Origin of the sequence: uncultured Campylobacter sp. (assembly GCF_938030685.1) — a bacterium.
Lineage (GTDB): Bacteria > Campylobacterota > Campylobacteria > Campylobacterales > Campylobacteraceae > Campylobacter_B.
Window position 1 is genome coordinate 1 of record NZ_CALHHX010000230.1, and the last position, 12,636, is coordinate 12,636.

A 12,636-nucleotide genomic window follows, 5' to 3' on the forward strand; every position below is an offset into this window, starting at 1 on the left:
CTTCGCGCCTTAATCAGCGCCTCTTTGATCGTGTAAATTTTATAAAAAACGAGCGCTTTTTCGCTCTCGTCCGCCACCGCCAAAAGTTCGCGTTCAAAGTCGTTGAAACAAAACTCGCTCGCCGCGGCAAAATTCCGCGGTTTTAAAATTTCAAGATCGAGCCCGAACTTTTGCCTCGCAAAACCCACGGCAACGATCGTTTTGCCCTCCGCGCTTTTGTGCGAGATGCAAAATCTGCCGCGCTTTTTAAAGCGCGCCTTAAGCGCTCGCGAAACGCGAAACTCGCGTAGATGGCCTCGCGCGCGCGCCAGCTTCTTATCGCGCCTGCTCAAAAGCCGCCGCGGAGCGCGCAGATCCTCGTCGGTGATTAAAATTTTTATCTCGCTCATAAAGCCCCGATTTTACTAAAATAGTCTTTATAAAAATATAAAATAGCGCGGCGGCGTTGAAATTTCGTTTAAAATTTATTTGATGCGATTGAGTTCAAAGGCGCACTAAAACATAAAATTTATCGCGTTTGCGCTAAGGCCTCGGGCACGGTAAAATTTTAAAATTTAGCTCGTTTGCAATCTGTGCCGCGCGCTTTTTGGGTCGACATATTCTGCTTTGCGGCATAAGGTTTCGTTCATTGCGGCAGTCTGTCCGTCGCATCTCGCGCGATTGCCTATTTGGTTAAATTTTAGCGTGGCTGTATCAAGATGCAAACAGCGCAGGTTTTAAAAACATCGGCGCGGAATTTTAAAAATCCGCGATAAAATTTCTATCGCATGCGGCGTTTGCGCCGGAGCTTTTGCGACGAAATCCAGATGCGTCGTGCGATGAGCTTTAAAATTCCGAAGCAAAATTTAAAACTACGAGCAGTGCGTGGCGCAGCAGACATCGCAGTATGACAGCACAAAATTAGCCGCATTTGAATAAACGGCATAAAATTTAAGCGCTCCTGAATACGGCAGCTCGAAATTTAATTAAAGCGGCACGAAATTCAATCGTGCTTAGCTAGCGCAACCGCATTAAATCCCGAGCCGTTCTGCGCTGCGCCGAGCAGAATGCTTTAAGATCAGTGTCACATCACACTATTTGCATTAAATTCTGTGTCGCGTCGCACTAAATTTGCGTTAAATTCCGAGCCGCATTAAATTTATGTTAAAATTCCGCCACCGCAAGGACGGCGTTTGATTTTATTTTTTGATCATGCGTTTGTATGGGCCGAAGCGGTGATCGTTCTCGTCAAATCCGTCGTTGTATGGCCCCACGTCCATATCCATCTGCTTGACGTCTAGGTCTGGGAAATCTTTCTTCCTATCGGGTTTGATCTTGCGCGGTTTTGAGTTTATATACGCCGTCACGTCGAAAGCTTCCTCCCAGCTTAGCGAGGCGTCTCCTTTAGGCATGGTGGCTTTGACATACCTCGCTCCTTCGATGAGCCTATACATACCGGCCCCGTATTGTAGCTGTCATCGCCCCAAAGCGCGGGGAATGTGTAGTAATCGCCGCTTTGAGCAAACCCCTCGTTTTTTACCCCTTCGCCGTTTTCGCCGTGGCAGGCGGCGCATTTTGCGGCGTAAATTTCGCGTCCTTTTTTAGGATCCGCCGCGCGGTCTAAAAACTGCGCTTTCGGCAGTCCCTGACCTTTTAGCTTTGCGCCGACCTCATATTCTGCGGAGAGCCAGTGCATGTAGGCGATCATCGCGCGCATCTCTTTGGAGTTTGTAGGTATCGCTCTGCCCGCCATCGAGCGCTGAAAACAGCCGTTTATGCGGTCTTGCAGCGTGACTAGCTGATCCGATCTCGCGACATACTGCGGAAATCTCGCGTAGATACCCACGAACGGGCTTTGATCGGGCACTACGCCGCCGCTTGTATGGCAGCTCGAACAGGAGAGGTTGTTGCCGGCAAAGCGCATTTTTTCGTCCTTTGCTTGCGGTCCGAGATACCTCGTCGTCTCGTTGATGAGCTTCGCGCCGTAGATGACGGTCTTTGCATAAGGCGAGTCGCCGAGCTTCGCCTCGTCTATGACGCCGTTTTCGTCGATGCCTACGGGCAGCCTAAACTCCTGCGTCTTTTGCTCGTACGGCACGGCTTTTTTGGCGTTGAGTTTGGCTACATCAAAGCCTAAAACGGGCGTAAAAAAGAGCGGAAGCGCTAAAACAAGGGCGGTTTTTCTCATAAGTTCTCCTTTAAAAAAGTAAAATATACATTTGAAATTATTGAATTTTTTAGTTAAATGTGCGTTAAAATTTTAAAAAAGAAGCTATTGCAGGGTTTGCATAGAGGAAAATTTTAAAGAAGCCGAAATTTTAACTTAGCGCGACGATGAAATTTGACGCGAATTTTGCGCGGCCTAGCGATAAAATTTAAAGTAAATGGCGAGATTTTTAAAATTTGAGCGGGTGATTTTGGCAGAACCTGCGCGATTAGACTACTTGATTTCGTCATGCGATAAATTTTGGCAGTGCGGCGAGCTACGCAGAAAAAGAAGTCGAGCCGTGACGCAACGGATTTTTTTAAGGCTTGCGAGAGTAAAATTTAAAAGATTGCCTCACTCCCGTCGCTCTTTTCGTCCGCACCGCTCGGCACGCTTGCTGCGCCTATGTATTTTTTATCGCGCGCACGGATCGCTTCATTTGTGCGCCTCTGTATTTTTTTGTGTCGCGGATGCTGCGACGTATATCAAAATATCAAAGCGCGATTAAGCCCGCGCATGCAAGCGCTCGCGGGAAACGAACGGATAAAATTTAGGCGGGCAATTTCGCTCATTCGCGACCGCGGTATATTTGATCCGTGCCGCCTCTGCTACTCCGCCACAAACGAGCCGTTCGCAAAAACGTGTCGCGGCATGCCGCCGAAATACAAGTCGCAAATTGGTATTTCAGCGCGAGATTTGTAAAAGCGTGTCACGGTGCATCGCAGCAGGATCGCCGCTGCATTTGAAATTATCTAGGTCTGCCGGCGCGATAGGGCGAGGCGGATCGTCTCGTCTATGCGCCGTTTGGGCGGCGCGCGTATTTATGCTCGCCATGCACGCGCCTTAAACGGGCGCTAGGTTTGAAATTTAACCCGAGCGGGCTTGGAATTTTAAATTTAAGCGGATTTGGGCTTTAGCAGTCGGATCTGCCTGCGCGCCGCGCAGGACCGTATCCGCGCTAGAATTATCGCCGCCTAGATAAAATTTCGCGCAGCAGGCTCCGTAATGCGGCGATATGAAAATCTAAAGCTCTTGAGTAAAACGTAAAGGAATTGGGGAAATCGAAGTAGCATCGGTAAGTATGAAATTTTAATGCTTTTAAATAAAACGGCGCGAAACTTAATCGTTCTTAAGTAGAGCAAGAGCAAATTAGCCTTTATCGCCAAGCTCACGATAGTTATAATTTTGAATTAAACGGCGAAATTTAAATACTCTTGGATAAAACAGCATGGAATGAACTTAACGCCTCGGATAAAAACGTTAATTTTAACCGCACTGAACTACCGCGCTATCTGAGCTAAGCCGGGCCGTATCGTGCTGTGATGGGCGGAATTTGAGTTAAATTTCATGCTGCGTCGCACTGGGTTTGCTTTAATCTCGCACCGAGCTGTGCCGTGCCACACTAAATTTGCTGCTAAGCCGCATTAAATTTTATGTAAAATTTCACCGCTAAGCTACGACAAATTTAGATCAAAATTACGCCAGCATGCCTATCTGTGGTAATTTTTTACGAATTTTTCTATGCGCTCAAAGCCGCGTTTTAGATTTTCCATGGAGCACGCAAAGCTTACGCGGAAGTGCCCATCCATACCAAATCCGCTTCCTGGCACCGTGGCTACGAGCCCTTTATCTAGCAGTTGCATGCAGAATTTCATACTATCGGGTTCTACCTGGGAGCAATCTATGAAGAAATAAAATGCGCCATCTGGTTTTACGACACTAAGCCCTGGGATTGCGCTTATCGTGTCGGTGCCAAAATCGCGCCTGCGCTCGTATTCGCGCCTCATCTCCTCGATATAATCATCCGCCTCGCCGCGCAGCACTGGCATAGCGCCTGCCTGGACGATGCTTGCTACGTTGCTGACGCTTTGGCTTTGCAGGCTGATCATCGCTTTATTTAGCTCATCGATAGCACAGGCGGTGTAGCCGAAGCGCCAGCCGGGCATCGCGCCGCATTTGCTTAGCCCGTTAATCGTCACGGTGCGCCTAAACATATCCTCACTGATGCTTGCTGCGGCTATGAAGCTCTTGCCGAAGACGATTTTTTCGTAAATTTCATCGGCAATTACTAAAATATCCGTGTCTTTTAGCACTTCCGCAAGCTCTTGCAGCTCCTGGCGCGAATATACGGCGCCTGCGGGGTTGCTCGGGTTGAAAAGGCACAGCGCCTTCGTGCGCGGGGTGATCGCGGCTTTGAGCTGTGAGGCGGTGATTTTGTATCGGTTTTCCGCCTTGGTGTCTACGATGACGGGCTTGCTGCCACAGAATTTTACAATTTCGGGGTAGGTGACCCAATAAGGCGCCGGTATTATAACCTCATCGCCTTCGTTTAAGATGCAGTTAAAGGCGTTAAATAGCGAGTGCTTGGCGCCGACGTTGGTGATGATCTGATCTGGCCTGTAATCTAGGTCGTTGTCGCGCTTTAGCTTTTGAGCGATTAAATTTAAAATTTCGGGCGTGCCGCGGACTGGAGTGTATTTGCCGCAACCCTTAGCCATCGCCTCGATAACCGCCTTTTTAGCGACTTCTGCAGTATCGAAATCAGGCTCGCCCGCGCTTAGGATCACGACATCTTGCCCCTGAGCTTTCATCTGTTTGGCTTTAGTGCTGATTGCGATCGTTAGGCTTTCACCGAGCTTGCTTACGCGACTTGAAAGTGTTAATTTCATTGATGCTCCTTGGATTGGTTTAGACAATTTAAAATTTGATTTTTGACGCTAAAAGCCCTGCTATCGCTCGGGTTTTGGTTGTAGATATCGTCGATTTTATAGTCGTCTCCGCTACGGACGAGTTTGTATATTATCGTCTGCGTGCCGTAGGGGCAGGTCTGTGTCACTACGACGGTATCGCGCTGCCCTAGCTCAAAATCATATTTCGCGTCGTCGCAAACATCCTGACCCGCAATCACCGGATCATAGTCCAAGCAGCCTACCTCACCTTCGCCAGCAGATGCTTCATCTTGCATAAGTGCAGATTTAAAAGAAGCCGATAGGGCATTTTTGTGATCGCCGAAATAGGTATTCTTGATGTATAGACTTTTTACTAGGCTTATTCTGGCGTCGTCCGCGGAATTTTTCGCGCTATTAGCATCGCTGCCGCTTGCTGATAAAATCGCACAAATTATAAAAAATAGAGCTTTTTTCACTTTAACCCTCTTATTTTAATGATTTCAGATACTCTTCGTAGAATTTATTTAGATCCTCATCCATTGCGGAGATATCTTTTCTGCCGCTGCAAATGCACTCTTCCAAAATTTCGATACGCTTGATGAGATATTTGATAAGCTCCTGGCTGATATCGGGAATTTTATTATGCGCTAAAGGATCGCTCTCGCAGCCGCCTAAAATTCTAGCCGGCACGCCCACGGCGGTGCAGTTTGGCGCTACGTCCTTTACGACGACGGAATTTGCGCCGATTTTGGAATTTTCGCCTATGGTGATGTTGCCTAGCACTTTAGCTCCTGCGCCCACTACGACGCCGTTTTGCAGCGTCGGATGGCGCTTGCCGTGCTCTAAGCTCACGCCGCCGAGAGTGACGCCCTGATAGATCAGACAGTTATCGCCGATGATCGCCGTTTCTCCAATGACAAGCCCCGTGGCGTGGTCGAAAAACACGCCCGAGCCGATACGTGCGCCCGGGTTTATATCTACGGCGGTGATTATGCGAGTAAGTCCGCTGATTGCACGAGCTATAAGCTTAAAACCTCGCTCGTAGAAAAAGTGTGCGAAGCGGTAATTTATCAGCGCCCAGACGCCGGGATAGCAGAAAAATATCTCAAATACGCTGTTGCATGCGGGGTCTTGGCGCATCGGCTCGGTGAAGTCCCGTTTTAAAATTTGCCAAAAACTCATTTGATCGTCTTTAGATAGCTGTTGTCGTTTAAAAACAGATATAGCTCGCCCAGGATATGCTTTTTCTCTTTTGCGTCTATGAGGTCTGATTTTTCGATCCGCTCGTTTAGGCTTTCGCGGATATCTACTACGTCGTAGTCCATATCCTCTAAGATGTCGATGACCGATTGCGATTCGATGAAATCCTTGATCTCAAAGCCGCCGTCATCGCGTAAAATCACGGTCGCTTCGCTCGGATGAGCGAAAAGATTGTGATTCATGCCTAGCACCTCTTGATACGCGCCCACTAGGAAAAAGCCCAGAAAGTACTCCTCCTCTTCGGGGTCCACGTCGTGTAAAAATAGCGGGTTGATCTCTCTATCGAATCCGATCTCTCCGTCGCTATCGCAGGTAATGTCCCAGATCGACGCCGATAGCGTGGCGCGTTCGTCCAGCCTCTCTAGCGGCATGATCGGGAAGTGCTGCTTGATGCCCCAAAAATCGGGCAGGCTTTGAAAGATCGAAAAATTTACCAAATAGCGCTCTTGGGCGTTGCCTAGAGAGTTTAAGAAATTGCTGTATTCTTGCTTGTTGCCTAAAATTCCATACGCCTTTCGCATTATTAGATGAACTAAAATTTCGCCGTTTGAGCGGTCGATCAGATCGACGTAGCCCAGATCAAATAGCGTAAGCACGCTCTCCATATGCGACATAGCGTCGTGCAGATACTCTAGCGCGTTGGACGGCTTTAGAGTTTTATACAGATCGTATAGCTCGGCGACTACCGGCGGATTGTCCTTTTTTAGGGCGAGCTTCTCTTCGGCGTATTCTTGGGTAAAAAGCTCCAAAATCGGCGCTACGAGCACCGCATGGCTGGCGGCTACGTATCTGCCGCTCTCGATAAAAATATCGGGCTCTGCCTCTTTTTTATCCTGTGCGATCGATTTTAGCAGGAAGACTACGTCGTTGGCGTATTCTTTTAGCGTATAGTTGCGGCTGGAGCTCTCTCTGGCTTGGGAGTATTCGATAGCGAGCCCTCCGCCTAAATTTATGGATTTTAAATTTTTCGCGCCCATTTTGCGAAGCTCGGTATAGATGTTGCCCGCCTCGATGAGGGCCTTTTTGAGCGGATGGATCTCTGTAATCTGTGAGCCGATATGAAAGTGGATCATCGTAAACTGCTCAATGAGGTCGTTTTTCTTGAGTAAGTTTATCGCTTCTATGAGCTCGGTCGATGTAAGGCCGAATTTGGAATTTATCCCGCCGCTTTTCGCCCACATACCGCTTCCGGAGTTGTGCAGCCTAATGCGAAGCCCGATGAAAGGCTTTGGTGCGAATCGCTCCTTAGCCGTTTCGATGATGGTTTCAAGCTCGTTTAACCCCTCGATCGTAAGCGTTACGTTATGCCCCATCTCTGCGGCGATGAAGCCGATATTAATGAGCTCCTTATCTTTAAAACCGTTTACGGTAATCGGCGCGCCGTAGTTATTATACGCCATCGCTAGCAGCAGCTCGGGCTTGCTGCCGGCTTCGAGTCCGTATCCGTAAGGCTCGCCGATATCGACTAAATTTTTAACGAAGCCAGGGAATTGATTTACCTTGAGAGGATAGACGGCGTGGAATTTTCCCTTGTAATCGAACTCCTTTATGGCTCGGTTAAAATTTGAGTAAATTTCAACGATCTGCTTTTTGATGAGGTGCGGGAAGCGCAGCAGTATCGGGCCTCGCACGCCGTCTGCGCGGATCTCTTTTATGATATCCACCAAAGGCTGCTTGAAATCGGAGTTTAGGCATAGCTTGCCGCCGTCTATCGTGAAGTTGGAATTCCCCCAAATATTTAGTCCGTAATCGTTCATGCTCTATCCTTAAAAAATGCTTCGACCTCTTTAAATTTAATCGCAAAGGTGGTTTGATCCTCTAAATTTTTACACCATACCTCGGCGCGATCAAACTCGTCCTGCCCGATGCAAAGGCAAAATTTAGCCTCCGCCCCGTCGGCCGCCTTTAAATGCTTCGCAAGCGCCTTGGGCTCATATGAAATTTGAGTTTTACAAAACTTTCGTAGCTTTAGCGCAAACGAAAACGCCGTGTTTACGAACGCCTCATCCAGTGCGCCGATATAAAGCCCCTCGCGCACTTGCCTGATTTCGCGCGTTTTTAAAATTTCGGCTATTCGCTCGATACCTAGCGCAAAGCCCACGCCCGCCGTCCTTCTGCCGCCTAAAAACTCTACGAGTCTATCATAGCGCCCGCCGCCGCCTACGGCGCTTTGCGCGCCAAGCTCGCTTGAGACGAACTCAAAGGCGGTTTTGCAGTAGTAATCAAGCCCGCGTACGAGCTTCGGATCGATCTGAAATTTTTGCCCGTTTTGGGTTAAAATTCTTTGCAGCTGTGCAAATTCCGCGGCGCAGGCGTCGTTTAAATTTTCCGTTATAAGCGGCGCGGCGGCTAAAATTTTCTGGCAGCTTTCGTTTTTGCAGTCCAGTACGCGGATCGGATTGGTGTCGATACGCCTTTGGCAGTCCTCGCAGAGCCTATCTTTGCGCTCTTGCAAGAAATTTACGAGCTTGGTTTTATACGCTGGCATGCACTCCTCATCGCCTAAAGAGTTGATTTTAAGCGTTGCGGCGACATTTAGCTCGCGTAAAATTTGAGCTAGCATCAAGATCACGCTCGCATCCTCATAAACGCTATTTTGCCCGAAGCACTCGACGCCGAATTGATGAAACTCGCGCAGACGCCCCTTTTGCGGGCGCTCATAGCGAAACATAGAGCCTTGATAATAAAATTTATGCACGCCGCCGCTGCGATCGAGCTTTTTTTCGATAAAGGCGCGCACGACGCCCGCGGTGCCCTCGGGACGCAGGCAGACGCTATCGCCACTTTTGTCGCTAAACTCATACATCTCCTTGCCGACGATGTCGCTGCTCTCGCCGACGCTGCGGCGAAATAGCGCGGTCTGTTCGAGCTTGGGCGTTTCGATGAGACAAAAGCCGTAATTGCGCGCCACGCGCTCGCACACGCTTAAAATTTGCGAGTAGATGCGCGCCTGCTCGCCTGAAATATCGTTCATACCGCGAAGTGCCTTGATCATCGATAAAATCCTTTGTGAAATTTTAAAATTTTCAAATTTTTGCGGCGATTATAGTTAAATTTTCCTAAATTTTAAGCCCTGCCGCTCGCAGCAACGCATCGGTTCTGCTTATTTACATCGCGCGCCGCGATGATTTTAAAATTTCAAATTTATTTTTAAAATGCGGATTGCGCGATCTTTGAGAATTATTTTAAACGATCGGCGTTTATAAAATTTACGGCGCGACGATCGGCGGGCGGCTTCTAATATTGCGTGACGAGAGTTTGCAAATACAGCGCCAGGCTTACAAAAACAGCGCGCCGCTGAGTTTAGTGTATCCCGCACTGCGAAGCGGTTGGATTTTAAAATTTAATTTGCGATGTGTCGCACCAGCTCGCGCCATGCTATGTAAATTTAAAGCGCTACGCAAAATTTAACGTATTGCGTAAAATTTTAAATTTTACCGCGGCGCAGGTCGCGCACCGTTTCGGCTTAGGCGTCTATTTTAAACCGGCTAAGCTCGGCGGTAAAATTTCTACTTCGCCTCCTTGAAGCTCAAGAATTCCTCGTAGCGGCGGTCGATAATCTCTTTGATCTCGGCGTAATTTTGCGGCGAGTTTTCTATGTAAAAATAGGCGTTGTCGAAGTTTTTATCGCCGAATTTTCGCGCGACGAAATCGTCGTAATCTTGCAAATACCAGCCGTGCGTTTTGGCAAATTTCGTGCGGTCCGTGGTGTAGTAGGCCTTCGCAAAGGCCTTGCCCGCGGTGTTTAGCTCGTCGCTGCCTAGCACGCCGTCCATGGCGCCAAAAAAATACTGACGATAATCAAAGTTATCGTCCATCCGCGCTATATCGCCCGCGAAATCCGCCGCAAAGTCCTTGGAATAGAGCTTGCGCTCCATGCACCAGCGGAAGAAAAACGCGATGTGCGTCGCGCCGTTTTCCTGCGGGATATCTGTCGGCGCATTTTTCGCGCCCCAATGCCATTTTGCCTTGTCGTAGGTCACGTAAGCCATTTTGCTCTCCTTTTTTTGGACTTTAAGTTGCATAAATTTTAGAAATTAAAAGCAAACGACGCTTGGTAAAGCTCTAAATTTTATCCGATGCAATCTGCGCCGTGAAATTTCAAATTTTATATCAGATCGCCCATTACCTCATAATCGCATTCGCTTCGTAAAATTTTGCCGCGGCTAAAATTACGTTTAAATTCTATCGCATCTCGTAGAATTTCACGCGCCTCGTCCTATGTCTTTCAGTCGCTGCTTTGCCGCCGCCGTTACGTCCTCTTCGTAATCGTACCACGCAAACATCGCGCCGTGCTGCACCGAGCCGCCCAGCAGATCGCCTCCCTGGCGGTTTTTCAGATCGATATTTGCGACCTTAAATCCATCCAGCGTCGCTGCGAACTCGCGCAGGCGCTGCGGCGGGGATTTGAGCTTGGTGTAGAGGTAGCAGCGCCCCGCCTGGCCCTTGCGCCCGACGCGCCCGCGTAACTGATGAAGTGATGCAAGCCCCATCCGCTCTGCACCCACGATTAAAATGATGCTAAGCCGCGGCAGCGAGATGCCCACTTCGACGATCGTCGTGGTTATCAGCAGTCGCCCCTCGTCTCGGAAGCGGCGCAGGATCTCCTCCTTGTCCTTGTCGCTGCCGTGAGTAATCATCACGTCCGCAAACTGAGCCTTCCAAAACGGCGCCGCCTCCTCAAGGCTTTGATAGACCGAGCTTTCGCTTTGCTGCACGAGCGGATAGACGATGATCGCTTGATTGCCCGCGGCGAGCTCACGGCGCAGATCCTGCATAAAGCCCGCAAATCCGTCATTTTGCAAAATTTTGGTTTTGATCTGCTTTTCAAACGGCAGCTGTTTTAAAAAGCTAAAGCTCACGAGCTCGGATTGGATCATGCTTAGCGTGCGCGGTATCGGCGTGGCGCTAAACTGAATGAAATGCGCGCGAAACTCGCCGTTTCCCGTTAAGTGCGCGATCTTTTCGCGCTGATTCGAGCCGAAGCGGTGCTGCTCATCGACCATTATGAGATTTGACGGCGCGAGCTCGTGGTAGAGTAGGGCGTGAGTGCCGATGATAAGGTGCGCGCCCGTGAAATTCGGCTCGCGATCGCCGCTTTTTACGAGCAGGACCTTAATCTGCGGCGGCAACAGACGGAGAGCCTCGGCGTGTATCTGCTCGGCCAAGATGCTCGTAGGCGCCATTAGATAGCTGATGCGCGGGTAGTTCATCGCCGCGCTCGCGAGGATAACGAGCGTCTTGCCGCTGCCTACGTCGCCCATGACGACGCGGCGGCGCGCCAGAGGGCTTTGCAGATCGCTAGCGATGTCCTTTATCGCGCTCAGCTGATCGCTCGTAGGCTCAAAAGGAAGCAAAGCAAGCCAGTCCGAAATGTCGTGCAGCGGGTAAATTTGCGCCGGGAAACTCGTTTTTTTCGTACTTAGCTTTTGCAGGTAGTTTAGAATTTCTACAAATTTCAGCGTGCGTAAAATTTCAGCTCCGCTCATTTCTGCGACGGCCACGCTCTTGACGGCCTCGGCGGCATGGACAGCTCCAGCGTCGCTTGCAATTTGAGCGATTGTAGTTTGGGCGGCTGCGGTCTGGATAGTTTCAGTTTGATAATGCGTAGGTTGCACGGCACAATCGCGCGAAGCGCTCATCGGTGCGGCGAGCGCGTCCTGAACAGCCTCGGCGGCGCTTGCGGCCTGAGTGATCGTAGGCTCTGCGGTCTGCACAGCTACTACCGTCTGAAGATTTTCGGTTTGATCGCATGCAGGCTGCGCGCCCGTAGCTTGTGCACTGAAAGTTTGAGTAGTCGCGGCTTGTGCGCTCGCTACTTGGCTTGAAGTTTGGATTGCCGTAGGTTTTCCACTTGATTCTTGAGTTTGGGCGGCTATGGGTTGCAAATCTGCAGTTCGAATGTCTGAAGTTTGGATTGCTGCGGGTTGCATATCTACGTCTCGGGTGCTTGAATTTTGTTGTGCGGCTTGCTCGGCTATGAACTGCTCGGTCGCGACATGCTCTAGCATGGGTTGGGCGGTGGCAGTTTGAGCGTCTGCCGGCCGTGCTGCCATTTTGGCGTTACCGAGTCCTAGATCGTTTGAAATTTTATCGCCGCTTGCCGCCGCGTCATTGTCGGCTTTGAGGTCGTTTGAAATTTCATTCTTGCGCGCTTCGGCGCCGTATGCGGTAAGAAAATTATCACCGCTTTGGACGCTAAAATTTTCGTCATTACAAATTTCTATTCCGCGCGCTTGGCGCTCCTTGCCGCTTAAAATTTCATTCGCCGCGCCGCACCTTGTCCCGCAGGCAAGAGCTCCGCCGCTTCGCGGATAGTTTGAAATTTTATTGCCCAAAATCTCATCATTTTGCGATCTGCCGTTTAAAATTTCAGTGGCGACCGAGCTTTGCGAGCTTGGAATTTCTCTGCTATCTGAAATTCCGTCGTCATTTAAAATTTTATCGCTGCTTGGAATTTCGCCTCTTAAAATTTCACTGCCGCTTGGAATTCTGCCGCTGTTTGAAACGTCGTCGCGCTCG

The 12,636-nt window shown here is 49.6% G+C and carries 11 protein-coding genes; all 11 read right to left on the reverse strand.

The window, feature by feature from the left end:
• The coding region (locus Q0369_RS11075) for a 4'-phosphopantetheinyl transferase superfamily protein (RefSeq protein ID WP_298099947.1) at positions 1-389 on the reverse strand (389 nt) is incomplete at its 3' end.
• 789 nt (positions 390-1,178) lie between these two features.
• A complete protein-coding gene (locus tag Q0369_RS11080; protein ID WP_298099952.1) occupies positions 1,179-1,433 on the reverse strand; it encodes a cytochrome C in 255 nt (84 codons plus the stop codon).
• A complete protein-coding gene (locus Q0369_RS11085) occupies positions 1,367-2,167 on the reverse strand; it encodes a c-type cytochrome (RefSeq protein ID WP_298099955.1) in 801 nt (266 codons plus the stop codon). The genes Q0369_RS11080 and Q0369_RS11085 overlap by 67 nt, the downstream gene beginning before the upstream one ends.
• A 702-nt stretch (positions 2,168-2,869) precedes the next feature.
• The gene (locus tag Q0369_RS11090; protein ID WP_298099958.1) at positions 2,870-3,019 is read right to left on the reverse strand and encodes a hypothetical protein; all 150 of its coding nucleotides are present in this window, start codon (positions 3,017-3,019) and stop codon (positions 2,870-2,872) included.
• Between the two features lie 656 nt (positions 3,020-3,675).
• The gene (locus Q0369_RS11095) at positions 3,676-4,854 is read right to left on the reverse strand and encodes a pyridoxal phosphate-dependent aminotransferase (protein ID WP_298099962.1); all 1,179 of its coding nucleotides are present in this window, start codon (positions 4,852-4,854) and stop codon (positions 3,676-3,678) included.
• Complete coding sequence (locus Q0369_RS11100) at positions 4,851-5,330, reverse strand: hypothetical protein (RefSeq protein WP_298099966.1); 480 nt, start codon at positions 5,328-5,330, stop codon at positions 4,851-4,853. The genes Q0369_RS11095 and Q0369_RS11100 overlap by 4 nt, the downstream gene beginning before the upstream one ends.
• A 10-nt stretch (positions 5,331-5,340) precedes the next feature.
• Entirely contained in the window at positions 5,341-6,036 is a 696-nt protein-coding gene (gene cysE, locus Q0369_RS11105) for a serine O-acetyltransferase (RefSeq protein WP_298099969.1), read from the reverse strand.
• Positions 6,033-7,871 (reverse strand): biosynthetic arginine decarboxylase, encoded by a 1,839-nt coding sequence (speA, locus tag Q0369_RS11110; RefSeq protein WP_298099972.1) that lies wholly within the window; start codon positions 7,869-7,871, stop codon positions 6,033-6,035. The genes cysE and speA overlap by 4 nt, the downstream gene beginning before the upstream one ends.
• Positions 7,868-9,109, reverse strand: coding sequence for a histidine--tRNA ligase (gene hisS / locus Q0369_RS11115; RefSeq protein WP_298099975.1), 1,242 nt, complete (start codon positions 9,107-9,109; stop codon positions 7,868-7,870). The genes speA and hisS overlap by 4 nt, the downstream gene beginning before the upstream one ends.
• Positions 9,110-9,623: 514 nt before the next feature.
• Complete coding sequence (locus Q0369_RS11120) at positions 9,624-10,106, reverse strand: hypothetical protein (protein WP_298099978.1); 483 nt, start codon at positions 10,104-10,106, stop codon at positions 9,624-9,626.
• 213 nt (positions 10,107-10,319) lie between these two features.
• On the reverse strand, positions 10,320-12,170 hold the full coding sequence (gene recG / locus Q0369_RS11125) for an ATP-dependent DNA helicase RecG (RefSeq protein WP_298099981.1): 1,851 nt from the start codon (positions 12,168-12,170) through the stop codon (positions 10,320-10,322).
• Positions 12,171-12,636 lie beyond the last annotated feature (466 nt).